Raw genomic sequence first — 25,520 nt, forward strand, 5'->3', positions numbered from 1 at the left:
GCGAAAGCGTAGTGCGCGGTCGAGACCCCGTCGCTACCCGAACAGGTTCACGGGCCGGACGATGTCGGCGTAGATGAGCAGTGCGCTCATGCCGGCGAGCAGCACCACGACGACCATCGTCAGCGGCATCGTCTTCGCCAGGTCGATCGGCCCCGGGTCCGCCTTGCCGACGAGCTTGAACGAACGGCGCTTCACGGCCTCCCACAGGGCGCCGGCGATGTGGCCGCCGTCGAGCGGCAGCAGCGGCACCATGTTCAGCACGAACAGGCCGATGTTGAGCGACGCCAGCAGGCCGAGGATCGTGTACGCCTTGTCGACCACCGGGACACCCGACATCGACGAGACCTCGCCGATCGCGCGGCCGACGCCGACGACCGACACAGGGCTGTCCTGCGACCGGGCCTGCGAGCCGAACGCCGCGTTCCACACCGCGACGAGACGCTGCGGCAGGTCGATGATGAGGTGCGCCGACGCCGAGATCTGCGCCCCGGTGGCCGGCAGCACGGCCGCGGGTGACTGCCGGACGAGCGACTGGCCGATGCTCACACCGACGACGCCGACCTGCTGCGTCTTCGTGCTGCCGTCGGCGTTCTTCGCGACCGTGCCGTCCGCGGTGTAGACGTCCCGCGTGGCGGTCGTCGGCGTGATGTGCAGCGTCTTCTCGGCGCCGTCGCGGGACACCACGACGGTGACGTCCTCGCCGGCGGACTCCTGGAAGACCTTCGAGACCTCCGTGATCGTCGGATCCTGCTTCCCGTCGACCGAGAGCACGACGTCGCCGGAGCGGATGCCGGCCTGCTTCGCCGGCGAGACGGCGTCACCCGAGGTGCACGTCGTCGCCTGGCTCGTCGGCAGCACGCAGTCGACGCTCGACGTGAACGTGGTCGTCGGGGCGCCGAAGCCGCACAGCAGCACCCCGAACAGCACGATGCCGATCACGAGGTTCATCGCGGGGCCGGCGACCATCACGATGATCCGCTTCCACGGGGTCAGTCGGTAGAACGCACGGGAGTCGTCGCCGCCGGAGTCCGCGATCTGCTCCGCGCTCGCCTGCCGGGCGTCCTGCACGAAGGCGCCGTACATGCCCGTGTTCGTGATCGCGCTCGGCCGGCCGGAAGCGCGGGGCTTCAGCATGCCGACCATCGAGATGTAGCCGCCGAGCAGGATGGGTCGGATGCCGTACTCGGTCTCGCCGCGCCGGAACGACCAGATCGCCTTGCCGAAGCCCAGCGAGTACTGCGTCACCTTGACGTTGAACAGCTTCGCGAAGGCCAGGTGGCCCAGCTCGTGGAGTCCGATCGAGACCAGCAGGCCGATGATGAAGACGACCACGCCGAGGACGAAGAGCAGGACGGTTTCGACGGTCACCGGGAAAGGGTACGGGACGGTTGCCATGACCGAGCCGAGCGCACCCTGAGAGGTGCACCGCGCCTCCTGGACCGTTCCGTCCGTCTGCTCCCGCAGCCGCAGGGACGTGACTGGAGGCGCGACCCGCGTCAGCGGGACAGCATGCGGTCGGCCGCGGTGCGCGCCCAGCGCTCCGCTGCCAGCACGCCCTCGAGGGACGACTCCCCCGCCGTGTGCTCGTCGACCACGCGCTCGACCGTGTCGACGATGTCGAGGAACGCGATCGCACCCGCGTGGAAGGCGGCGACGGCCTGCTCGTTCGCCGCGTTGAACACGGCGGGGAAGGTCCCGCCGAGCTGCCCGACGCGCTTCGCGAGCGCCACCGCACCGAACGCCTCGGTGTCGAGGGGCTCGAACGTCCAGGTGCTCGCGGTCGTCCAGTCGAGCGGCAGGCCGACTCCGGGGACACGGTCCGGCCACGCGAGCCCGAGGGCGATCGGCAGGCGCATGTCGGGCGGCGACGCCTGCGCGATCGTCGACCCGTCGACGAACTCGACCATCGAGTGCACGATCGACTGCGCGTGCACCGTCACGTCGATGCGCTCGTAGGGGACGCCGAAGAGCAGGTGGGCCTCGATGACCTCGAGCCCCTTGTTCACGAGCGTCGCGGAGTTGGTCGTGACGACGAGGCCCATGTCCCACGTCGGGTGGGCCAGCGCCTCGGCCGGGGTGACGTCCGTGAGCTCGGCGCGCGACCGACCGCGGAACGGACCGCCGCTCGCGGTGAGGACGAGTCGACGGACCTCGTCGGCGGTGCCGGACCGGAGCGCCTGGGCGATGGCGGAGTGCTCGCTGTCGACCGGCACGATCTGCCCGGGGGCCGCGGCGGCCTGCACGAGCGGGCCGCCGACGATGAGGCTCTCCTTGTTCGCCAGGGCGAGCGTCGCGCCGGACTCGAGCGCGGCCAGGGTGGGGCCGAGCCCGACCGAGCCGGTGATGCCGTTGAGGACGACGTCCGCCTGGACGCTGCGGACCAGGCGTTCGGCGTCCTCGGCCCCGAAGGCCGTGTCGCGGACGCCGAAGCGCTCCGCCTGCTCGGCGACCAGGGTGCGGTTGCTCCCCGCCGTGAGGCCGACGACCTCGAAGCGGTCCGGGTTGCGCGCGACGACGTCGAGCGCCTGGGTGCCGATGGAACCGGTGCTGCCGAGGACGACGATGCGGCGCTTCGCCGGGCCGGCTCCGTCCGAGGCGTGCGGCGTCGGCACCACCGTCTCGCCCACGCTCAGCCCTTGGCGAGGATGTCGACGACGAAGACGAGCGTCGCGTTCTTCGGGATGCCCGAACCCTCCTGCGGGTTCGCGCCGTAGCCGTCCTCCGGCGTGACGACGATGAGGACCTGCGAGCCGACCTTCTGGCCGACGAGCCCCGTGACGAAGCCCTTGATGAGCGACCCCTCGGAGATGGTGAAGGTCGTCGGCGCGCCCTTCGACCACGAGGAGTCGAACTCCTTGCCGGTGTCGTAGACGACGCCCTTGTACTGCACGAGCGCGGTGTCACCGTCGGCGATCGTGGCGCCGCTGCCCTGCTTGACGACCTCGACCGTGGTCTTGGACGGTGCCTTCACGCCCGACGGGATCGTGATCTCCGGCTCACCGTCGGACTTGTCCGTCACGGTCGGCAGCGCCGGGTCCTGCTTCTGGGCGGTGCCGTTCGCCTTCGTCGGGGTCTGCGCGACGATGTCGGCGACGACGACGATCTCGCCGCCGGTGTTGAAGCCGAGCGCCGACGACTGGCCGACCGCTGCGACGCGGTCGCCGACCTTGGAGCACGCGAGGAGGGCGCCGAACCCGGAGCCGCCCACCGACAGGACCTGCGGGTTGCCCTGGTCGAACCCGACCGTGCCGAGCTTCTTCGCGTCGGACGCCTGGTACACGCTGTACGAGACCTGCGCGTAGTCACCGTCGTCGAGCGCCGCGCCCTTGCCACGCACGACCGTGCTGGCCTGCGGGGTCTTCGCCGTCAGTCCGCCCGTGAACTTCACCGTCGGAGCCGTGGTGCCACCGAAGGCACCGGTCACGGTGATCGCCTTCGACGCCGAGCCCGGGTCGGGGCACGACGTGATGGCGGCGGCCTTCGCGCTCGAGGACGCGCTCGGGGTGGCGGTCGAACCGCTCGACCCGGAGCCGGAGCACGCGGCGAGCCCCAGCACGACGGCGGGGACGAGGGCGATCGGGAGGAGACGCAGACGCTTCACGAGGCCCTAGTCTGCCCCACGGATCTCGGTGCTCGGGACGTGGTGCACAGGAAAGGCCACCGAGCGAGCGATGAAGCAGAGGGCGTTGGCCGTCGCGTGCGCAGCCTCGGCGTCGGCGACGCGGTCCGCCTCGAGGATCGTGACGACCGGGTGCAGCGTCGCCTCGGTGAGTTCGCCGGACCCGTCGCGGTTGAGGTTCAGGCTCGCCGTCGCACGGTCCTCGTAGGCGACGACCGTGAAGCCCTCGGTCACGGCGACGTGCAGGTAGCTCAGCATGTGGCACTGCGCGAGCGCGGCGAGGACGAGCTCCTCGGGGTTCCAGCGGTCGCGGTCACCGCGGAACGTCGGATCGGCGGACCCCTGCACGTCGTGCTTCCCCGCCGCCCGGACGTCGTGGTCGCGGCCGTAGTCGCGGTAGCCGCTCGTCCCGGTGCCCCGGTCGCCGGTCCACTGGACGGAGACCTCGTAGGAGTGGTCGGACACGGTGTGCTCCTCGGTGATCAGTACGATTGCGGCATGACGGTGCTCCCCGACGTCCACACTGACCGCCATCCTCTCACCGCCGAGGGGTCGGTCGAACTGGCGGTCCTCGACCGCAACGGGTTCGACGAGAGCCGCCACGTCGGGGCCGGCGTGGTCGTCGCCGCGGACGGCACCGTGCTCGACGCGGTCGGTGACGTGCACGCCAGCGTCTACCCGCGCTCGACGATGAAGCCGTTCCAGGCACTGGCCGTCCGCCGGGCCGGAGCCGTGTTCTCCGACGAGGAGCTCGTGCTCACGACCGCCAGCCACGCCGGCACGCCCGCGCACCAGGCCCTCGCACGCCACATGCTCGAGTCGTACGACCACGTCGAGGCCGACCTCGGCTGCCCGCCCGACATGCCGTTCGACCGCGCGACCGCCCGCACCATGACCGAGCCGCGGCGCCTGGCGATGAACTGCTCCGGCAAGCACGCCGGCATGCTCGCGGCCTGCCGGGTCAACGGTTGGGACGAGGCGACGTACCTCGAGATGACGCACCCGCTCCAGCAACGGGTCCGCGACACCGTCGAGGAGTTCACCCACGAGACCGTCGACGTCGTGGGGACGGACGGGTGCGGCGCTCCGGTGTTCCCCCTGACGCTCGTCGGACTCGCCCGGGGCTTCGCCGGGGTCGTCGCACGGTCCGAGTCCGACACCGCGGCGCTCACCGACGCGGTGCTCGACCACCCGTGGGCGATCGACGGCATCGGGCGCGCCAACACGGTCACGATCGAGCGGCTCCGGGTGCTCGCGAAGCTCGGGGCCGAGGGTGTGATGGTGATGGGGCTCCCCGGTGGTGCAGCGGTCGCGGTCAAGACCCTCGACGGCGCACAGCGGTCCGGGACGCTCGCGGCACTCACCCTGCTCGAGCGGAACGGCATCGTGAACGCGGCCGGTGTCGCGGACGTCATGGCTGCGACGGGCGAGCAGGTGCTCGGCGGCGGCGTCCCGGTGGGGTCGCTCCGGGTCGGCTCCGGCCTGCGCTGAGGTCGCCGGGGTCACTGCGGCGCCCCGAGTCGCGGCCACGGCGCTGCTGGCTGCGGTGCCTGCGTTCCGGGCCGCGGTGCCGATGCTCCGGGCCGTGGCGCCGATGCTCCGGGCCGCGGTGCCTGCGTTCCGGGCTGCGGTGCCGGCGCTCCGGGCCGCGGCCCCTCGTCCCCGAGCCGCGGCAGCGTCGGCGAGACCGAGATCCCTCGACGTTCACCGTGGTCGCGGACCGTGCAGCCGTGTCGGGTGACCTCGACAGCGACGTCCCACCGGCGCGGCAGGACGCTCAGCCCGGGGACGAGCACGACGGTCGTCCGTGCTGGCCGGCCCGGCGGTGGTCCGTCCGACCCGGCTCCGTGATCGACGACCACGACCGCCGTGTCGGTCGGCAGCGCAGGGCACGGGACGTCGCCCGGTGCCACCACAGACCGGAGGTCCGGACTGCTCGCCGACCGGGCCTCGGCCGTGGGCCCGGCGGCGGCGTGGACCTGGGCCGCGACGGCGCGGAAGACGGCCAGCGCGAGGACCCCGGTGCCGACGACGACGATGTGTGCCTGGGCGCGGTCGTCGAACGTGACGTCGCGACCGCCCGGTGTCGTCCCGAGCAGGATCGGCGGTCGGTCGGTCGGCGGCGCGTCGCCTCCGGACGGAGCCGACGGCGCGCGATCCGGGTCCCTGGTGAGACCCGGCGCCCGGTCGTCCGGGTCAGGGGCGTGCCCCTGGACCTGGGCGTCCGGATCGGGGGCGTGCCCCTGGGCCCGGTAGGGGGCGTGCCCCGGGTTCCGGTCGAACACCGTCCGTCCGACCGCGGTGCGCTCCGGTGGGTGGACCACGGCGACGGGTGACCCGGCGTTCCCCCGGTCATCGCGACGCACCCGGTCCGTCCGGACCACGAGGACGTCGAGCACCGCACAGCACCCGGCAGCGCCGAGCAGCACCGCCCGCGTCGTCCCCGCCACCGGAGCGAGGACCCCGGCCGCGACCAGCACGATCGCCACCCCGACCAGTGCGGTGCGGGCGACGAGCGGGGTCATGACCCCAGGTCACCACACGGCGACGACCCGACCACGTCGGCGTGGCTCGACTGTGGACAGCAGTGAGCGCCACGTCCCTGTGGACGAGGACGCTCCCGACGTCACTGCACGAGGAAGAACTGCTCCCCGATGTCCACACGGGCGCCACGCTCGACCCGGTACCGCCGACCCGGCTCACAGCGTCGGATCGACCCGTCGATGTGCCGGACGACCGTGCCGTTGCCGGAGAACCGGTCGGACACCCACAGGTCGTCGCCGTCGCGGCCGAGCTCGAGGTGGGTCTTCGAGACCGACTTGCCGGGGTCGTGCACGGTCAGGAGGTCGTCGAACCGCTCCCCCGGCTGCGGGCGCGGGAGACGACCGACCAGGCCGGTACCGTGCACGCCGAAGCGCTCGCCCGTGCTGAAGTGCAGCACGAAGGGCGCGTGCGTCGGCGTCGCGGACACGATGCGGGTCTCGTCGACGTCGTCCTCGAGGTCGCCGTCGGCGCTCGTCGGGGCGTCAGTCGCGACGGTGTCCGGCAGCGCGGGTGCGTCGACCCCGGGCAGGGGCGGCAGGGGTGCTGCGGACGGGACACCGATCGCGCCCGTGTCCGCCGCCGACGGTGCCGACGACGGGACGGTCGCGGATCCGGGAACGGGCGGGAGGAACGACGCGCCTCGGACCGGGGTCTCGGCACCGGGGGCGGCGTGGAGACCACGCGGGCGCTCGGCCGCATCGACGTCGGAGGGTGCGGCGTCGTCCGTGGTGACGGCGTCCCCGCCGTTCACCCACATCGGCAGCACACCGGTGCCCCCGACGGGTTCCTGGACGTCCGTCGCGTCGGTCTCCGGGGCGCGGCCGTGCGCGCCGCGGTCGGCCGAGCCGAGGCCGTCCGCGCCACGGTCAGTCGAGCCGAGGCTGTCCGCGGCGGCGGCGTCCGGGGCGTCGACGCGCGGGCCGTCGTCGTCCGGGGCAGCACCGTCCAGCGCGCCAGCGCTCGGGGCGTCGCCGACCGGGGTGTCGGCGTTCGGCGTGGCGCCGTCCGGCGTGTCGTTGTCCGGGCCGTCTGCGTCCGGGCCGGCGTCGTCGCCGGTCGCGGGCTGCGAATCGTCGGCGGCCCAGTCCGGTCGGGCCATCGGGAGCGGCACGATCGGACCGGTGAACGCCGCGGTCACCGCCGGTCGCACGGCGCCGCATTCGGCGCAGAAGATGTCGTCCGGCTCGAGGAGGTTCCCGCACACGTGGCACGTCGTCGCCTGCGACCCCGGGGTCACGAGGGGCGCGGGGCGGGGCGGACGCCGATCGGCCAGCGGCTCGACCACCGCGGTGTCCCCGGGCTGCGGCGGCGAGACGACGGCACCGGGAACGGCACGGTCGTCGGTCGCTCGATCGGCACCGGACGTCGGATCCGCGGTGACGCCGGTGGACCCCCCGGTGGCCGCTGTCGAGTCGTTGGTCGCACCCGACCGGCCGACCCACCACGAGGGGCCGGACGGCGCGGGCGCAGCGGGCTGTTCCGTCGGCGGCGACCAGCGCGGGGCCGCGGCCTCGGGCGCCGGTGCGGAGCGTTCGGCGAGACGGGTGACCTCGGGGTCCTCCCCCTCGGCCGGGACCGACGGGTACGCGTTGGGGTCGAGCGGCGGCTCGGGCGGCTGCGGAGTCGCCGGCATCTCCGGTGCGCGCGGCGCCCTGGTCCCGGCGGGCTGCTCAGGGACGATCCCCCCGACAGCACCGGGGGCGTCGGACGCACCGGAGCGTTCCGGGTCCCCCGGGTTCGCCGTAGCGGTGTGGCCGACCGGGGTCGACTGTCCGGACCAGTCGGGCAGACCGGTCCCGGCACCGTGCACGTGGCTCGGAGCCGTCCGCGGGGTGAGGTCGTCGGGGCGTTGGACCGGCACGGCCGGCGGCTGCTGGGCGCTCCCGCGCTCGGCACCGGTCAGCCACGCACGCGTCGCCGGGTCGAGGGTCGACTCGGGGAGCCACGCCTCGGCCGCCGGGTCCTGACGTCGCCCGTGCAGGTCAGGCTGCTGCAGCGGCGGCGGCGGGGCCTGCTCGATCGGGGTCGTCGCCACCGGGCGCCGACTCGCCGCTGCGGTCACGGCACGTCCGCACTCACCGCAGAAGATGGCTCCGTCCGGGAGCGTCGATCCGCAGTGTTCGCATCTGATCACGTGTTCCGCCTGTCCTCACTCGGCCGTCCACGACGCTCGCCGGCCTGCACGCCATCGTAGCCGCGCCCCCCACCGGCTCCCTGTCCGCCTGTGGACCGTCGCCCTCGGGCCACCACCGCGGAGGCGACCGACGCGCCCCGCGACCGCGCGACGTCGACGACACGGAGCGACCGGAGGGACACCGCCGCGCGGAAGCGCTCCCTGCGGGTCCGCCCGGCACGCAGGCTCGCGATCGCATCGTCCGTCGCCGACCACATCCGGTCGGCCGCCGTCCGGTCGGCGTCGCTCGGACCGAACACCGACCGGTCGGCCAGTGCCGCGAGACCCGTGCCGCCCTCACCCGGCGCTCCGACGACCGCTTCCCGGCGGGTCGCCGACCGCGCGACGTCGTGTCCGCGGTCGACCAGGGCATCCCGGTACTCGTCCCACGCGCCGACGATGCGCCCCCGGGGCGTCGGGGCTCGACGACGACGACGGCGACGGATGCGCTTGAGCAGCACGATGACGCCGAACGGCAGCAGCACGAGCGCGGCGAGGCCCAGCACGGCGAGCAGCCACGGCAACACCGCGAGCAGGATCTGCAGCCAGAGCGGCTGCACGGGTGGCGTGTTGCGGTCGCTCTGCGGCGGCGCCTGCTGCGACTGGTCCTGCTGCTCGGCCGGGGGCGGCGGGACGACCGTCTCGGGTCGCGTCACCGGCTGCGGCGTCTGCTGCTGCTCGTTCGGGATCTCGCGGACCGCGGGGTTCGGGTCGATCATGACCCAGCCCCACTGCGCCGTGTCGACCTCGATCCGTGCGGTCACGTCGGACCCGCGGAACGTCGTCGTCCGGCCGGAGGTCGCGTCCGCTCCGGTCCCGCCGCCGGCGTCGCCGCCCGCGGTGAACCCCATCACGACGCGCGCCGGGAAGCCGAGCTGGTCGGCCATCAGCGCAGCCGCGACCGCGTACTGCTCCTGGTCACCGATCATCAGCGGCGAGGTCAGGAGCTCCTGGATCCGGTCGGCTCCGTGCCCCGAGCGGCTCGCCCGGTCGTCCCCCACGCCGTGGCTCACGTACCCGTTGCGCTTCAGCGCCTCCACCGCGGCGACGAGCTTCGCCCCGTCGGTGCCCGCGTCGGCCGTGGTCGCCTCGACGGTGGACCGGACGGCATCGGGAACCGATCGCGGCGTCGGTACCGAGGCGCTGCCCGGACGGGCCGATGCGAGCTCCTCGTCGGTCGGCTGCTCGGGCAGGACCGCGGTGAGGTCGTAGCGGGTCCTCTCGCCGACACCCCCGACCACCGCGCCGGTGCTGGTCGAGCCGTTGTAGAAGAACGCGCCGCGCTCCTGCTCGGCGTCGGAGCCCGAGAACTCGACGCGCTCGAGGTCGCCCACCGTCGGCAGCCAGACCCCGCGGTACCCGTCGACCCGGACTCCGACGCGCACCGTCGTGCCGTCGACACCGCGGACGTCCACCGAGGTCGGGACTCGCTCGAAGGTGCCGGACGCCGCGGCGCCGGCGGACCCGCCCACGCGGTAGACGACGCCGTCGTACGTGTCGAGCGTGGCGATCCGGACGAACCCGTTCTCGGGCAGACCCGTCACCGTCAGCTGCGGCGTGTCCGACGCTGTGTCCTCCTCGTAGGCGCGGAAACCGCTGAGCGGGCTGATGTAATCGCGCGGATCGAAGGGCTTCACGACGTCGGTCCGGGCCACGGTCCGCCCGACCGAAGGCGGCGCGACGAGGCCGAGCCCCGTGGCGACGACGGCCGCCGCGACGATCGTCCCCGTCCCGACGAGGGCCGGACGCAGCACCGACCGCGCCACCGGCACACGGGTTCCGATGGTCGTCGCGACGGCCACCGCGCGCCGGGCGTGCCGCACCGTCAACGCCCACACCAGGGCGATCCCGGTGAGCGCGACGGCCGTCGCGATCGACGTGTCCAAGCGAGCGGGTCCGACCACCACACCGGCCGCGAAGACGACCAGCGCCGGGATGCTGGCGAGTTCCTGCCGGGAGGCGCGGGTCGCCACGCTCACGCCGGTCACGGTGGCGACGAGCATCGTCACGAAGTACGGCACGAGCAGCGACTCGTAGGAGCCGACCGGCAGGCTGATGGTGACGAGCTGCTTCCAGCCGAGCGCCACGCCGGCGAAGAGGTCGACCAGGCCCTGGCCCGTGGGCAGGACGCCGTTCGCGCCACCAGGCACCGCGGCCGGCACGCCCGTGAGGGCGAACACCGCGACGGTCGCGACCGCCACGACCGCGGTCGGCAGGCGGAACACCGTGCCGACGAGCGCGACGAGGGTGCCGGACACGACCGCGGTGACGGCGGCGACGACCATCGCGTCGTCCCGGTAGACCGGCCACCACGCCACGCTCGCGACGGCGAGGACCAACCACACCGCGAGCGTCCCGCCCACGAGCCGCGAGGGTGCGAAGCGACGGGCGTCCCGGCGCGCGTCCCGTCGGACCGTCTTCCGTGCCCGGGTCTCCGGGCCCGCTGCGACGCTCATGCCGCCGACGCCGATCGGTGCAGGGCGTAGCGGAGGTCGTCCAGGTAGCCGATCGTCATCACCGTGAGGCCGGCGACGCGGAGGAACCGCGGCTGCGCCTCGGGCTCGCAGATCACCGCGACGACCTCGACCCCGATCGGGAACCGCGTCGCGGCGAGGCGCAGCGCGGGCAGTTCGACCGTCGAGCCCACCACGAGGAAGGCGACCGAGATCCCGGCGGTGTCCGTCCCGACGATGCGTGCGACCTCGGCGATCGGCAGGCAGGCGTCGGCGAGCCCGACGGACGCGAACTCGTCGAGCAGGCGGGTCGGGGTCACCGTCGGCAGCGGGTGCACGGCGTACACCGGGCGCTTGGCGAACTCCGGCGTCCGCTCCGACACCACGACCGTGACCTCGCGGCCGTCGCGGATCGCCCGGGCCCCGAGCGACGCCGCCGCGCTCACCGCGAGCTCGAACTCCTCGTCGTCGGCGAACTCGGCGCGCGACAGGCCGAGCGCGACCACGAGGTGCGAGCGCCGCGTGTCCTCGAACTGACGCACCATGAGCGCCCCGGACTTCGCGGTCGACTTCCAGTGGATCGTGCGGGGGTCGTCCCCGGGCATGTACTCGCGGATGGCGTGGAAGGCGATGTCCGACGGGGACAGGTCGGTCGTGGCCTGGCCCTCGAGGTCCCGCACGAGGCCGGTGCTCGTCGACGGGATCGCGATCGTCCGGGGGTGCACGATGACCTGCTCCCGCGCCGTCCACACGATCTCGCGCCGGACCAGCCCGACGGGGTCCGCTCGGACACCCGTCACCGGACCGACGTCCAGCACGCCGCGCCGGACGGTCGGGACGGGGACCTCGCGCTCGAACGTGCCGCGAGGGCCGATCGACGGGATCGCCACGTCCACGAGACCGGAGCCCACCGGCACCTCGACCGTCGTCGGTACCGACGGCAACCGCACGGGGTTCTCCGCCGTGACCACCACGCCAGCTGCATCCCCCACCGCCACCCGGTGCTGCGGCAGACGCATCCGGATCACGAGTCGCGACCGACCGATCAGCGCGACCGCGGCGACCACCACGAGGAGTGCCCCGGCGAAGCCGACGACCACGACCTCGCGCAGGCCGAAGCGGTACCCGACGACGAAGGCGACCAGCGTGAGCGCGGCGACCGTCCATCCCAGGCCGGTGACCACGGACGAGACCTCTGCCCACCCGCGCTTGACGAGCCTCCAGGCCGTCGACCAGGCCCGTGCGAGACCGACGACCGCATCCGCTGCCACGCCGTCACGGTCGCCGACCAGGCGTGTGCGGACGTTGGTGAGGCCGGCGACCGTCCCGGTGCGCTCGTACGCCGTCGACCCGCGACGCGACCGCGTCGAGGAGGGACGGCGCGAACGCGTCGAGACGGGCCGGCGGTCGGTCACGACGCGGCCCGGTCCGCCGGCGGCGGGGTCTCGACCAACAGCTGTGCGATGACGCTCGTCGCGCTGACGCCGTCGAACTCGGCCTCGGCGTCGAGCACCAGGCGGTGCGCCAGGATCGGCACCGCGAGGGCCTTCACGTCGTCCGGTGTCACGTAGTGGCGGCCGGACAGCGCGGCGAAGACACGGGAAGCGCGCATGAGCCCCATGGCGCCGCGGACGCTGACGCCGAGCCGGACCTCGCTCGCCGAGCGCGTCGCGTCCACGAGCCGGGCTACGTAGTCCGCGATCGTCGGGTCGACGTGGACCGACCGCGCGAGCGTCGCCATCTCGGTGATGGTCGCAGCCGGCACCACGCTCGCCAGCGGAACCGAGCTGGACGGCGCCGACGACGTCTCGAGGATCTTCACCGTCGCCGCGTGGTCCGGGTAGCCGATCGACGCCTTCATCAGGAAGCGGTCCAGCTGGGCCTCCGGCAGCCGGTACGTGCCGGCCTGCTCCACGGGGTTCTGCGTCGCGATCACCATGAACGGCGCAGCGAGTCGGTGGTTGACGCCGTCGACCGTGACTGCGGACTCCTCCATCGCCTCGAGCAGCGCCGACTGGGTCTTCGGGCTCGCACGGTTGATCTCGTCGGCCAGCACGATGTTCGAGAACACCGGACCCCGGTGGAAGTCGAACTCCTGGGTCTTCTGGTCGTAGACGCTGATGCCCGTGATGTCGCCCGGCAGCAGGTCCGGCGTGAACTGGATGCGGTTCGTCGACCCCTGCACGCTCTGGGCCATCGCGCGCGCCAGGCTCGTCTTGCCCGTGCCGGGGACGTCCTCGAGCAGCAGGTGCCCCTCGCTGAGCATCGCCGTGACCGCGAGACGGATCACGAACGTCTTCCCGAGGAGCACCTGCTCGACGTTGGTCACGATGCGGCCTGCGACGTCGGCGAACCAGGTGGCCTGCTCCGGGGTCATGCTCATGCGGTGTCGTTCCTCGTTCTCGGGGATGGCAGTAGGGGCAGCGTAGGGCAGGTCAATTCCCGGTCGAAGCCGCGTCAGCATCGTACGAGTACGTGTAAGCGTGGTTGTCGACGGTCACTGTGATTTCGATCCTGGTAGGGATGAGCAGGCGCCGTTCCGGCACCACGGAGTTGATCGTGTAGGTGGTCGGCGGGTCGGTCGAGACGTCCGAATCTTGGCCGTTGAACTTGACCACGTAGGTCGGTTGCAGGTCTCCGTTCGACGGCCCCTGGACCTGGAGCGCCTGGCCTTCTGTCTTCTGTGTGACGTTGATGACTGTCGTGATCGGCGTGACGGTAGCGGCTGCTGGTGATGCGGGACCGCAGTAGTCGTAAGTCGGGCCCGAGCAACCCTGGACCTGCACGTTCACCTGCGATCCGTATCCGAGACCGCTCGTGTCAGTGTTCGGGACATCGCGCCAGACGTCGGACTCTGAGTACCGGATCCGGTACCGGTCTGCATCAGTTCCGTCGGTCAGGCCGTAATTGCTGATCCTGAGCTTGAACGTCCCATCTCTTTCATCAACGACGTCGACCTCTGGGGTCGCGGCTTGCGCAGGCTTGACGTAGGACGTCGCCGTGTCTGCACTGACCCCGTACGAACAGAACCCCTGTGAGTTTCGCGCAACCACGACGTAGCGGAAAGCGCGGCCGGGATCGGCGCCCGAATCCTGCATGGACCCGCCACGCGGACCCGCGGTGTCGATCGGCCCGGATGCCGAGGAGCAGTTGAACGACGAAGATGGGTTGATCCGGTAGAGCTCGTACCCGCTCAGCGGTGCACCCTGTCCATCTGCTGTCACGTACGTCACGTCGACGGTCGTTCTGTCAGAACCTGGCCGAGCATTCACGGTGACGCCCGAAGGAGCGGTCGGGTTACCGACGGCGGTCCCGGACCCGGTTCCCTCATTCCATTGCACTGCGGTGCCGTTGCGGTCCGCGCCGTTCCGCGCCGAGATCTTCACGGTGTACGGCTGCCCGCTCTGCACTCCCGTGAAGGAGGTGTTCGTGGCCGTGCCCGTGCTGCGGGTCGTCGAGAGGCCCGCTCCCTCGATCGAGACGACGTAGTTGTCCACGGCGCTTCCGTTGTTCGGCGCCGGCACCGCGTTCCACTTCACGTCGAGCTGGTTCGGCGTGCTCGTGCTCGGGGTGACGGCGATGCCCGTCGGCGGTGCGGGGACGAAGTCCGCGCTGATCGGGCTGGAGTTCGCCGAGGCGTCCGAGTCGCCGACCGCGTTGGTCGCCACGACGGAGAACTGGTACGAGCCCTTCGGGTCGAGACCCGTGATCGTGCACACCGTCGCGGTCCCGCAGTCCTTCGCGACCCCGTTGGTGCCCTGCAGTCGGTAGCCCGTGATCGGCGAGTTGTTCGCCTGCGGCGTCGACCAGGTCAGGGTCGCCTGCCCGCCCTGGTAGGAGCCGGTGCGGGTGGGGGCACCCGGTGCGTCCGGCACGTCCTGCACCGAGATGGTGACGTCGCCCCAGACGTAGCGGTCGGGGTCGTCCGTCGCGTCGGCCACCTGGTACTGCAGGTGGGTGTCGACGGGCTTGGCGTTGTCCGACACGCTGACCTGCAGGCGGGACTTGTCGGCGCTCGGCGTGACGGTCACGCCGCCGGGCAGCCCGCCACCGAGCCCGCGGATGTTCACGACGCGCAGCCGCTGGCCCGGGAACGGGTTCGTCGGCTGGTCGTTGGCGAGGACGTCGATCGTGGTCGTCTGGCCACGCTTCGTGACGGACGTGTCGGCTCCCGGCTGCACGAGCGGTCGCGTCGAGGCGACGACGTCCACGGTGATGACGCCCGACCGGCCGGCATTGGCGTCGTCGGCGACCCCGATGCCGATCGAGGCGGTGGTGTTCTTCTTCGCGGTGTCGGCGACCGTGATGGTCAGGGTCTGGCCGCTGATCGTCGCGGTGGTCCCGTCGCTCGGCTTGCTGACGACCGAGTACTTGAGCTCGGGCAGGTCCTGCGGGTACGGGTAGTCGGTGAGCTTGCCGAGGTCGATGGTGCGCGACTCCCCCGGCTGCATGTCGACCGCGGAGCCGGTGAACGCGGGCGGCTGGTTGGACCGGGGCGTCACCTTGATCGGCAGCACGAGTGTCGCGACCCGGCCCTTGCCGCCGTTGGCGTTCGACCCGTCGGTGACCTCGAACGAGATCGACGCGTTGCCGTAGTAGAGCTTCGACGAGGTGAACTGCAGCGTCGAGGAGTCGACGACGAGCCCCTGACCGTTCGCGTGCGTCGCCTTCACCGTGCCGCGGTCGGTGATCTTCGCGGTCTGCCCGTTCGCGGTGACGACGTACTTCGACAGCGGGATCCGGACGGTCGCCTCGCTCTTCACGGTGATGGCGCCGGCGGTGCGGTTCACCTGGGGCAGGGCGTCGTCGAAGCCGGGGACGTGGATGAACCCGTAGGAGACGATGTCCGGGTGGTCCACGCGGGCGACCGAGAACGGGATGACCTGCGAGTCGTCGGACAGCCGGACGACGATCCGCCCGTCGTCGGTGGTGCGGGCGTTGTCGCCGTACCCGTCGACGACGCCCACCTTGAGGTCGGCGGTGGTCCCCTCGGCGAAGAAGACGTTCTCGAGCACGTCGACGGTCACGCTCTGCCGGTGCAGGATGTCCTGCAGGTCGAGCGTGGTGTCGTCGACCTCGGGGCGGAGCGGCTGCGCGTCCGGGTCGACCGTGACGGTGAGGAAGGCCGTGCTCGCGCCGCCGTTCTCGTTCGTCACCGTGTACAGGACCGCGTAGTCGCCGCGCTTCGCCGACTTGGGCGGCGTCACCCGGATCTGCTGCTTCTGCAGGATCTTCGCCGAGACGCCGTCGGCGGTGGGCTCGGCCTTCGTGACGGTCAGCTGGCCGCCCTCGGGGTCGGAGTCGTTCTGCAGCACCCTGACGGTCACCGATCCACCCGGACGGATCGTCACGTGGTCGGCCTCGGCGACGGGGTTCGACGCCTGTTCTGCCCGCGGCGCGATGCCGACACGCACGGTGCCGGTCGCGCGGGCGCCGAGGGCGTCGACGACCGTGTAGGTGAACTCGTCGGTTCCCGCCGAGTAGTCGCCGGCCTCGTACGTCAACGCGTCCGTGGACACGTCGGCGACGGAGCCCTTGTCGGGGTTGGACGCGACGCCGACGAGTTGCACGGAGTCACCGTCGGGATCGATGCCGTTCAACGGGATCGACACGCGGACGGACTGTCCGGCGACGACCCGCGCGGTCACGGTCTGCGGGACGGGCGGGTTGTTCGTCGCGGCGTCGCGTTCGCGCACCGAGATCGACACCGTCGCGTCGGCGTACTGCCCGTCGGGTCCAGCGACCCGGTACACCGCGGTGTAGTTGCCCGGGGTCGTCGGCGCGAGGTACCGCAGGTGGTCGCCGGAGACGAACAGCAGGCCGCCGTCACCGGGCACGTTCTGCACGAGGTCGGGCTGCAGCGTGAGGGGCTCCCCCTCGGGCTGCGTGTCGTTGTCGAGCACGTCGATGTTCGCGACGTCGCCCACGCGGACGGTCGCGCTGTCCGGCTGCGCGACGGGCGGCTGGATCCGGTCCGGCTTCGGGATCTCGACCACGGTGATCGTTCCGGTCGCCGAGGCCAGACCGTTCGTCTCGGTGTAGCCGAACGAGACCGGACCGTCGAGCGGCGCGGTGAGGGTCACCCGCACGGTGTGCTGGTCGAGGATGCTCGCCTCGACGCCGGAGCCGCGTTCGGGCCCGTCGAGCGCGGTCACGAGCAGGACGCCGCCGGCCGGGTCGATGTCGGTGGCGGTGACGTCGGTGTCCTTCGTCGACAGGGTGTTGACGAACACGGTCTTCGGCGTCGTGATCGGCGCGGTCGACGCGTCCGGCGGGGCGAGGATCGTCACGCGCACGATGCCGCTCGACGTCTTCGTGCCGTCGGTCACGGTGTACTCGAGCTGGTGCTCGCCCGCACCGGCGCCCTGGACGCGGAACGTACCGGAGTCGTAGCTCGGAGTGACCGTCAGGCCGGTCGACGAGGACACACTCGTGAGCGTGACCGTGCCGTTGCCGCCGCGGACGTGGTCGAGCGGGTCGACCGTGAAGGCCTTGCCCGCGTAGCCGCGCACGGGGAACGGGTCGGCGTACAGCGGCACGCTCCCCTGCTTCGCGACGTGGATCGTGACCGAGCCCCGTCCGTCGGCACGTCCGTCGCTCACCACCAGCTGGACCGCACGGTCACCGGTGCGCGCGCTCGTGTTGCGGTAGTCGAGCAGGCCATCGGGCGTCGTCGACACCCGGTCCCCGTCCGCTGCGGTCGCCGACTTCAGGTACACCGGGTCGCCGTCGGGGTCGACCCAGTCGCCGAGCACGTCGGAGACGACGTGGCCGTTCTGCACGACGTCGGCCGAGGTGTCGCGGACCTGACGGGGTGCCTCGTTCTCGGACTCGGGCCGGACGGTGACCCGCACCGTGGCGGTGTCCGACCCGCCGTTGCCGTCGGTGATCGTGTACGGGAACGACACGGTGCCCGTTGCACGCCCGGACAGGGTGATCTGCAGCCGCTGTCCGTCGCCGACGATGGCCACCTTGCCGATCGCGTCGTCGATGGTGCCGACCTCGCTCACGATGATCGGGTCACCGTTCGGGTCGTAGTCGTTCAGGAGGACCGGGAGGCTCGTGGTGCGTCCAGGACGAGCGCCCAGGTCGTCGTCGACCGCCACCGGCGGCTTCTGGTCCTTCTCGACCTCGGGGTCGTCGTCGGAGACCTGCTCCTGCTGCTGGTCCTCGTCCTTCTTGATGAGGTCGGCCCAGTTGTCGATGAGCTGCCCGCTGCGGTCGATCGCCCAGGAGCGTCCGCTCTGCGGGTCGTTCGCGACGACCGTCTCGCCGTTGTGCAGGATCTGCAGGTCGCCCGTGCCCGCGGTGCTCTGGAGCCGCTGCAGCCCGGATCCCCTGCAGGTGTCCATGGCCTGCCCGCCGGCCCACGCCGCGTACGTGCAGGTGCCCACGACGGTGGGTCGCGCGGCCCGGCCGGACACCTGGAGCGCGGTGGAGCTGACGTCCCCGGAGGCCGAGACCCGGACGAGCCCGGCGGTGCCGGCGACGACGACCTCGGATGCGTCGTCGGCCGAGTGCTGCAGGGCGGGTGCGCTGCCGACCCGGTCACCGAGCTCGACCGTCCGACCGTCCACGGACATCCGGCCCGAGGTGCGGTCGAGGACCGCGAGGTGGTCCCCGAAGGACGCGACCTGGAAGTCGTCGGCACGGTCCATCTTCACGGTCCACCGCTTCGCGACGGTCGGCGTGGTGCCCACGTCGACGAGCGCTGCGGAGCCGGTCCGCGGCGAGTAGACGGCGACGTGCTCGTCGGAGGCGTCGAAGACCGCATCGGCACCGAGGGTGAGGTCGGCCTTGGTGGACGCGTCGAACTCGCCGAGGTCCTTCGCGGGGGTCGCCCAGAGCTCGCCGGTGTCCCCGTTGCCGATCACCGCCGTGGACCCGGCGAAGAACACCTGCGGGGTCCCGGCCGGCAGTGTGACGGGATCGGCGACCGTGGCGTCGGCGACGTCGACCTTCGCCACGGTGCCCTTGGTCTCGTCCACGCTGTAGACCGTCGACCCGCGCTGCAGGACGGACAGGTCGTCGCTCGCGGTCTCGACCGCGGTGTTGAGCTGCAGCACCCCGGTGTTCGCACGACCGACCGCCCCGTACTCGGCGGACGGCACCCAGACGGTGCCGTCGCCGAGGTCGACCCGCTGCGCGTGGTACCCACTGGAGACGACGGCTGCGGTCGCGACGACCGCACCGACGACGACCGAGGCGCCGACCGTCACCGCTGCGGACCGGTGCTTCGCGAGGAACGCCCGGATCACCCGGCACTCCCGATCGTGGCGCACTTCTGTGCGCTCGCGACCCCGGTCTTGCCGTCACGGTTGACCGCGACGGCGATGCACTCCTCGTCGCCCTCCTGCCCGGAGACGACGAAGCTGGTGCCCGTCTGCTGGCTGGCGGCGCCGTTCGACGAGATGACGTAGGTGTCACCCGAGCGCAGTCCGGGGTCCGCCCAGGTGAACGTGACGGACGACGGCGACGGCTCGGCTCGGACGTCGGCGACGACCGGGATCGCACCCGAACCGAGCCGCCCGATCACGAGCACGGTGGCGACGGCGAGGGCCGCGACCACGACGACCGCGATCGAGGTCGCCCAGACCAGGGTCGAACGCGTCCGACGACGGGCGCGGGTGACGGAGCCGGTGCGGTGGACCGTGCCGACGCTCTGCCCCGCCGACACCGCGGACCCGCCCTGCACCGCCTTGCGGGTCCGACGGCGTGCCCCGACCCGGGTCGGGGGCTGGAGTTCACGGATCATCGTCCGGTCGCCGTCCGGGGTGGGCGTCGCGACGGCCCACGCCTCGACAGCCACGTCCGCCGACGTCTGCGGGATGCCGAGCTCGGCCTCGACCTGCTGGAAGCCGCGGACGAGCTCCATCACCGTCGTGGGCCGCCCGGCGACCTTGCGGGACATCGCGGCCGCGAGCAGACGTTCGAGGGAGGGCGGGACGTCGGTCCGGCCGGTCGGCTTCACGCCGCCCTTGTCGATCCGGCCCATGAGGTCGGCCGCGCCGTTCTTGCCACCGCGGACCTCGAACGGGCTGCGACCGGCGAGCAGGGAGAAGACCGTGGCGGCCAGCGAGTAGACCTCGGACTGGATCGTGCCGCGCGACTCGTCGATGAGCACCTCGGGCGCGGACCACGGGATCGACATGCCGATCGGCTCGTCCGGGTCGGCCTCGCCGATGGTCGCCGCGATGCCGAAGTCGGAGAGCACGGGGTTGCCGTAGGCGGTGAGCAGGATGTTGGACGGCTTGATGTCGCGGTGCAGCACCCCTTCACGGTGAGCCGTCTCGAGGGCGGAGCCGATGCGGATGCCGATCGCGAGGACCTCGGACACGGGGATCGGCTCGCGCCGGTACCGCTCGCTGAGCGACGACGAGCAGAGTTCCATCACCAGGTACGGTCGACCGTCGGAGGCCACGCTCGCCTGGAACACCGTCAGGATCGACGGGTGCGTGCTGAGGCGTGCCATCAGGTTCGCCTCGGCCTGGAACATCTGCCGGACGCGGTCGTCGACGACCTCGTCGAGCAGCACCTTCACCGCGACCTGCCGGCGCGGCATGTCCTGCTCGTAGAGGAAGACGTCGGCGAAGCCGCCGGAACCGAGGACGTGCACGGGGCTGAAGCCCGCGATGACGGGCGGGGTGGACGGCAGGCGTCGCGCCATCGTCACTCCTCCCCGGCCGAGCGGCCAGCTCTCTCGTCACGGCCATGCCATTGTACGAACCGTGGGTGACCGACATTCCGCACTCCGCGCACGGCCGCTGGCCACCCGCCCCCCAGTTCGGGGGGCACTCAGTGTCGGGGCAACGTGTCCTCGACGTCGCCGTCGTCGGGGGCCGCGTCCACCTGCAGCACGACGACGGTGACGTTGTCACGACCGCCCGCGACGACCGCGTCGCCGACGAGTCGTTCGGCGAGGTCCTGTGCCGCCGGCACGCGTGCGGCGATCCGGGCGATGCCCGCGTCGCCGAGCTCCTTGGTGAGCCCGTCCGAGCAGACGATGTACCGGTCCCCCGCACGGAGCGGCAGGGTCCACCAGTCCGGCTCCGGCGGCTCGCCGAAGCCCACGGCCCGGGTGATGACGTTGCTGTCCGGGTGGCGTTCGGCGTCCTCGGCGCGGAGCAGACCGGCGTCGACCATCTCCTGGACGACCGAGTGGTCGACGGTGACGCGTCGGAGCACCCCGCCCTCGATGCGGTAGGTGCGCGAGTCGCCGACGTTGAAGACCAGCGCGGCGGGCTGTCCCTGGGCCGCGACGAGCGCGATGCCGGTCACGGTCGTCCCGGCACCGATGGCGTTGCCGCCGGCGGCCCGCTCGATGTCGGCGGTGGCGAGCAGGAGCGCCCGCTGGATCGACTGCCGCGTCGTGAACGGGCTCTCGGTCGCCTGTTCGAGCCGACGGACCACGGCATCGCTCGCACGGTCGCCGGCGAGGTGGCCGCCCATGCCGTCGGCGACCACGAAGAAGGGGGCGCCGACGATGTAGCTGTCCTCGTTGTGGTCACGACGCCGACCGACGTCGGTCGCCGCTCCCCACGAGAGCGTCAGGGTGGCGCCGTCGGCACCGGGGACGTCGATGGCGTGCGCAGTCGCTGCTCGGCCGAGTTCGGTCACGTTTCAGGATCGCTCTCTGGGGGTTCGGGGCGTGCCGGCGGGTGGGTCGGTCGGCCACGTGGGAAGGGGTGGGAGGTCCCTCGACGACGGTGCGACCCGCAGGTGTGGCGAGAGGACCTCGATCACGTTGCCGTCACCGATCTCGACAACCGTACCCGTCAGCACGACGTTCGACGCACCCGACGGCATCCGGAACGGTGCCGAGCCGGCGGGCCGGACGACGGTGCCGTTGGTGGAGCGGAGGTCGTCGACCACGGCCGCCTCGCCCTCGGCGTGCAGGAGCACGTGCGAGGACGACACCTGGCCGCTCGGCGACGGGACGGACACCAGTTCCGGCGACGGGCCGCGCAGGATCCGCGGCAGCGCGGGCCGTCGGCCCACGATCACCGGGTGGTCGAGTCGGATGACACGGCCGCCGATCCGCACGGACGGCACCCTGGTCGAGGGTCCGGGACGCTCGGACGGGAGGCGCGGGTCGCCCTGGGCAGGCACGCCGGCCTGGTCGCCCGGTTGCGTCCGGCCGCCCACCAGGGTGTCGTCGACCGCGTCGTCCGCCGGGCGCGGCGCCCGACCGGGTCGCACCAGGGTGTCGTCGGCCTGGTCCGACGTCGCGGAACGGGACGCTCCGGGCGCGGCGGGCACCGAACGCACCGCACGGATCACCGTGTCGTCGACGTCATCCGACGACGGCGGCGAGGCGTTCGTGCCCGGGATCGGCGGCACCGGGCGGATCACCGTGTCCCCGAACGGATCGTGCGACGGGTCCGGCCCGCTCGGCATGCCCGGGAGGGGCGGGACCGGACGGATCACCGTGTCCCCGAGTGCATCGTCGAGACGATCGACGGAGTGCTCCGTACGGGGTCGACGGACGACGGTGTCGTCGATGTCGTCGTCGCGCACCCGAGCCCTCCAAGCGTGGTCGAGACAACCGTAGACGATCCTGTCCGCCGTCCGTCATCCGCGGTCCCACGCGGGCCCGCTCCGTGCCCGCACCGACCGGAGCACGAGTGCCGCCAGGGGGTCGTCCGCCCGGGTGTCGAGCGCGTGCTGCGCACGGGTCTGTGCCCGAGCGGTCGACCCGAGCGCCCAGGAGCACCACGCCGCCACCGCCAACGCCCCGGCGGCACCGGCGGCCGAGTCGGCACCGGCGTCCTCGGCGCGCCAGAGCCGCCACGCGTCGGCGCACCGATCTCCGGCGGTCCGGAGTCGACCGCTCTCCGGAGCGGGCCCGAACCCGCGGAGCGCCGGTGGCGTCAGGTCGCGGAAGGGGTCGAACGGCCGTGCCGCCCGCGGGTCGACCGGGGACCGTTCGGCGAGGAACCGGATCACCCCGAGCCGGGTCGACAGGGCGGCGCAGGCCGTGATGATCGCGATGGACCCGGCGCGTGACGTCGGCGCGTCCGGCGGCGCGACGAGCGCCGCGCAGGCGGCGGGGAGGGTGACGGCGGCCGCGATCTCGCGCGGGTAGCGCACTGCGGCATCGGGACGGCTTCGTGTCGTGACGGGGATCATGCACGTCATCGAAACGCATGCCGCGCCTCCAGGCCCCGTGATCGGGAGCACCTGTGGAACGGGAACCGCCCCACCCGTGCTGTGGAGGACGAGGGGGGCGGCGTGGCGGATCAGACCGTCGCGGGTTCGAGGCTCTCGGCGACGAGGTCCCAGGCGCCGTCGTGGCGCTCGAGGACGACCCCGTGCGCGGCGGCCCAGTCGAGCAGGTCGTCCGACGTCGCGATCGCCGCGCCCGACCGGGCGAGGAGTGCGACGAGCCGTCCCTTGGCGGTCTTGTTCCAGTGGTTCAGGGCCTTGCGGCGACCGGACGCGTCCACGCTCACCACACGCGGGACCACGGCACCGGCAACGGGACCGAGCTGGCGGTACCCCTCGGACCGCAGGTCGAGCACGAGACCGTCGGCCGTGTGCTCCGCCAGCGCCCGAGCGGCCGGCTCCGGCCAGAGCGACGCGAGCCGCACGGAACCGAGCCGCGAGTCGTGGGACAGGCGGTAGGCAGGGACGAGGTCACCGCCCCGGATCGGGCCGAACATGGCGGACTGCACCACGACGTGGTCGAACCACCACGTCCGGGTCGCGAGGTCGGCGTCGAGCGCGCCGAGCGGGTCGTAGAGCACGCCCGTGTACCGGTCGATCGCCGCCATCGTGCCCGAGGTCTCGAGTTCGAGGTTGCGCACGCGCTCCCCGATCGACTTCGGGCCGAGCTTGAGGGCCGTCCGGGCAGAGGACTCCTCGGAACTGACGGAACGGGCCGCGGTGATCACCGCGGCCCGTTCAGCAGCCAGCTCCGGGAACGAGAGCGCACGCAGGTCGAGCGTGTGCTCCGTGTCCCCACCCTCCCGCTTCGTCTCCGAAGGCGGGAGGAGGACGGTCAGTCCGGTCAGGACGACAGCGCGGCCTGCCGCGCCACGATCGTGACCGTGTCGTGCTCGACCGACAGGAAGCCGTCCTCGGCGTCCGCCGCCACCGTCGAGCCGTCGGCTCGGGTGATGCGGACCTGTCCCTGCGCGAGGGTCGCGAGCAGCGGCTCGTGTCCCGCGAGGATACCGATCTGGCCTTCCGTCGTGCGTGCCACGACCATGGTGGCGTCGCCCGACCAGACCTCGCGGTCGGCCGAGACGACGCTCACGGTGAGTGCCGCCATGTCAGCGGTTCTCCTTCTGGATCTGCGCCCACTTCTCTTCGACGTCGTTGATGCCACCGACGTTGAAGAAGGCCTGCACGGCCACGTGGTCGAACTCGCCGTCGGCGATGGCGCGGAAGGACTCGATGGTGTCCTTCAGCGGAACGGTCGAACCCTCGACGCCCGTGAACTTCTTCGCCATGTACGTGTTCTGCGAGAGGAACTGCTGGATCCGACGAGCGCGCTCGACCGTGATCTTGTCCTCTTCGGAGAGCTCGTCGACACCGAGGATGGCGATGATCTCCTGCAGTTCCTTGTTCTTCTGGAGGATCTGCTTGACGCGCGTGGCCGTCTCGTAGTGGTCGGCACCCAGGTACCGGGGGTCCATGATCCGCGAGGTCGACGTCAGCGGGTCGATCGCCGGGTAGAGACCCTGCGAAGCGATCTCACGCGACAGCTCGGTCGTGGCGTCCAGGTGCGCGAACGTGGTGGCCGGCGCCGGGTCGGTGTAGTCGTCGGCCGGGACGTAGATCGCCTGCAGCGAGGTGATCGAGTGACCACGCGTCGAGGTGATGCGCTCCTGGAGCACACCCATCTCGTCGGCGAGATTCGGCTGGTAGCCCACCGCGGACGGCATGCGGCCGAGCAGCGTGGAGACCTCGGAGCCGGCCTGCGTGAAGCGGAAGATGTTGTCGATGAAGAGGAGCACGTCCTGCTTCTGGACATCGCGGAAGTACTCCGCCATCGTCAGCGCCGACAGGGCCACGCGCAGACGCGTTCCCGGCGGCTCGTCCATCTGGCCGAACACGAGGGCGGTCTTGTCGAAGACGCCCGCCTCTTCCATCTCGCCGATGAGGTCGTTGCCCTCACGGGTGCGCTCGCCGACACCGGCGAACACCGACACACCACCGTGGTCCTGCGCGACGCGCTGGATCATCTCCTGGATGAGGACCGTCTTGCCGACGCCCGCACCACCGAAGAGGCCGATCTTGCCACCCTGCACGTACGGGGTGAGGAGGTCGATCGACTTGATGCCGGTCTCGAACATGGAGGTCTTCGACTCGAGCTGGTCGAAGGCCGGGGCCTTGCGGTGGATCGGCCAGCGCTCGGTGATCTCGAGCTTCTCGTCGGTGTTGAGCACGTTGCCCAGCACGTCGAAGACCTTGCCCTTGGTGACGTCGCCGACGGGGACCGAGATCGGAGCGCCCGAGTCACGGACCTCCTGGCCACGGACCAGACCGTCGGTCGGCTTCAGGGAGATGGCGCGGACGAGGTCGTCGCCGAGGTGCTGCGCGACCTCGAGGCCGATCTCCTGCGACGAGTCACCGATGGTGATGGTCGTGAACAGGAGGTTGTACATCTCGGGGATGGCGTCGTGCGGGAACTCGATGTCGACGACGGGGCCCGTGACACGGGCGATCCGGCCGACACCGGGCGCCGACGACGTCTCGACCGCGGTGGTTGCGGTGTCGGTCATGG

Annotated in this window: 18 protein-coding genes and 1 pseudogene; 1 reads left to right on the top strand and 18 read right to left on the bottom strand. The window is 72.0% G+C overall.

What is annotated here, in order from left to right; all coding sequences use genetic code 11:
* Positions 1 to 33: 33 nt before the first annotated feature.
* The 4 genes from ACQXVK_RS08785 to ACQXVK_RS08800 all read right to left on the bottom strand — a co-directional run bounded on the left by ACQXVK_RS08785 (position 34) and on the right by ACQXVK_RS08800 (position 4,084).
* Positions 34 to 1,368 carry a M50 family metallopeptidase gene (locus ACQXVK_RS08785; protein WP_402263274.1) on the bottom strand — a complete coding sequence of 445 codons (1,335 nt, stop codon included), beginning with the start codon at positions 1,366 to 1,368 and terminating at the stop codon, positions 34 to 36.
* A 128-nt stretch (positions 1,369 to 1,496) separates the two neighbouring features.
* On the bottom strand, positions 1,497 to 2,627 hold the full coding sequence (gene dxr, locus ACQXVK_RS08790; protein WP_430853301.1) for a 1-deoxy-D-xylulose-5-phosphate reductoisomerase: 1,131 nt from the start codon (positions 2,625 to 2,627) through the stop codon (positions 1,497 to 1,499).
* 2 nt (positions 2,628 to 2,629) lie between these two features.
* Positions 2,630 to 3,601: an FKBP-type peptidyl-prolyl cis-trans isomerase gene (locus ACQXVK_RS08795; RefSeq protein WP_022905472.1), complete on the bottom strand. Its 972-nt coding sequence runs from the start codon at positions 3,599 to 3,601 to the stop codon at positions 2,630 to 2,632.
* 6 nt (positions 3,602 to 3,607) lie between these two features.
* Entirely contained in the window at positions 3,608 to 4,084 is a 477-nt protein-coding gene (locus ACQXVK_RS08800; RefSeq protein ID WP_430853302.1) for an OsmC family protein, read from the bottom strand.
* A gap of 33 nt (positions 4,085 to 4,117) precedes the next feature.
* Here ACQXVK_RS08800 and ACQXVK_RS08805 point away from each other — a divergent pair, with 33 nt between their 5' ends.
* Entirely contained in the window at positions 4,118 to 5,110 is a 993-nt protein-coding gene (locus tag ACQXVK_RS08805; RefSeq protein WP_430853303.1) for an asparaginase, read from the top strand.
* Between the two features lie 11 nt (positions 5,111 to 5,121).
* On the opposite strand, the gene ACQXVK_RS08810 is transcribed toward ACQXVK_RS08805, so the two are convergent.
* From ACQXVK_RS08810 to atpD, 14 genes and pseudogenes are all read right to left on the bottom strand, one after another.
* Positions 5,122 to 6,144 (bottom strand): hypothetical protein, encoded by a 1,023-nt coding sequence (locus ACQXVK_RS08810; protein ID WP_430853304.1) that lies wholly within the window; start codon positions 6,142 to 6,144, stop codon positions 5,122 to 5,124.
* Between the two features lie 101 nt (positions 6,145 to 6,245).
* On the bottom strand, positions 6,246 to 8,198 hold the full coding sequence (locus ACQXVK_RS08815; RefSeq protein WP_430853445.1) for an FHA domain-containing protein: 1,953 nt from the start codon (positions 8,196 to 8,198) through the stop codon (positions 6,246 to 6,248).
* Positions 8,199 to 8,228: 30 nt separating this feature from the next.
* Positions 8,229 to 8,297: pseudogene (locus ACQXVK_RS08820) on the bottom strand (zinc-ribbon domain-containing protein); the annotation flags it as partial.
* Positions 8,294 to 10,792 carry a transglutaminaseTgpA domain-containing protein gene (locus ACQXVK_RS08825; RefSeq protein WP_430853305.1) on the bottom strand — a complete coding sequence of 833 codons (2,499 nt, stop codon included), beginning with the start codon at positions 10,790 to 10,792 and terminating at the stop codon, positions 8,294 to 8,296. The pseudogene ACQXVK_RS08820 and the gene ACQXVK_RS08825, both read right to left, overlap by 4 nt.
* Entirely contained in the window at positions 10,789 to 12,060 is a 1,272-nt protein-coding gene (locus ACQXVK_RS08830) for a DUF58 domain-containing protein (RefSeq protein ID WP_261974835.1), read from the bottom strand. Before ACQXVK_RS08830 ends, ACQXVK_RS08825 begins: the two co-directional genes overlap by 4 nt.
* A gap of 140 nt (positions 12,061 to 12,200) precedes the next feature.
* Complete coding sequence (locus tag ACQXVK_RS08835) at positions 12,201 to 13,172, bottom strand: AAA family ATPase (RefSeq protein ID WP_430853306.1); 972 nt, start codon at positions 13,170 to 13,172, stop codon at positions 12,201 to 12,203.
* Between the two features lie 52 nt (positions 13,173 to 13,224).
* Positions 13,225 to 19,047, bottom strand: a complete 5,823-nt coding sequence (locus ACQXVK_RS08840) for an Ig-like domain-containing protein (protein ID WP_430853307.1) — start codon at positions 19,045 to 19,047, stop codon at positions 13,225 to 13,227.
* Positions 19,044 to 20,456, bottom strand: coding sequence for a serine/threonine-protein kinase (locus ACQXVK_RS08845; RefSeq protein WP_430853308.1), 1,413 nt, complete (start codon positions 20,454 to 20,456; stop codon positions 19,044 to 19,046). Before ACQXVK_RS08845 ends, ACQXVK_RS08840 begins: the two co-directional genes overlap by 4 nt.
* A gap of 128 nt (positions 20,457 to 20,584) precedes the next feature.
* A complete protein-coding gene (locus ACQXVK_RS08850; RefSeq protein WP_022905462.1) occupies positions 20,585 to 21,406 on the bottom strand; it encodes a PP2C family protein-serine/threonine phosphatase in 822 nt (273 codons plus the stop codon).
* A gap of 3 nt (positions 21,407 to 21,409) precedes the next feature.
* A complete protein-coding gene (locus ACQXVK_RS08855) occupies positions 21,410 to 22,306 on the bottom strand; it encodes a hypothetical protein (protein ID WP_430853309.1) in 897 nt (298 codons plus the stop codon).
* A gap of 54 nt (positions 22,307 to 22,360) precedes the next feature.
* Positions 22,361 to 22,918, bottom strand: coding sequence for a hypothetical protein (locus ACQXVK_RS08860; protein WP_430853310.1), 558 nt, complete (start codon positions 22,916 to 22,918; stop codon positions 22,361 to 22,363).
* A 110-nt stretch (positions 22,919 to 23,028) separates the two neighbouring features.
* On the bottom strand, positions 23,029 to 23,802 hold the full coding sequence (locus tag ACQXVK_RS08865; RefSeq protein WP_402263836.1) for a YaaA family protein: 774 nt from the start codon (positions 23,800 to 23,802) through the stop codon (positions 23,029 to 23,031).
* Complete coding sequence (locus tag ACQXVK_RS08870) at positions 23,799 to 24,062, bottom strand: F0F1 ATP synthase subunit epsilon (RefSeq protein WP_430853311.1); 264 nt, start codon at positions 24,060 to 24,062, stop codon at positions 23,799 to 23,801. Before ACQXVK_RS08870 ends, ACQXVK_RS08865 begins: the two co-directional genes overlap by 4 nt.
* Before the next feature lies 1 nt (position 24,063).
* Positions 24,064 to 25,518: a F0F1 ATP synthase subunit beta gene (gene atpD / locus ACQXVK_RS08875; RefSeq protein ID WP_022905457.1), complete on the bottom strand. Its 1,455-nt coding sequence runs from the start codon at positions 25,516 to 25,518 to the stop codon at positions 24,064 to 24,066.
* Positions 25,519 to 25,520: the final 2 nt, after the last annotated feature.

It is taken from the genome of Curtobacterium sp. AB451, from assembly GCF_050585845.1.
In the GTDB taxonomy this organism is placed as follows: Bacteria; Actinomycetota; Actinomycetes; order Actinomycetales; family Microbacteriaceae; genus Curtobacterium.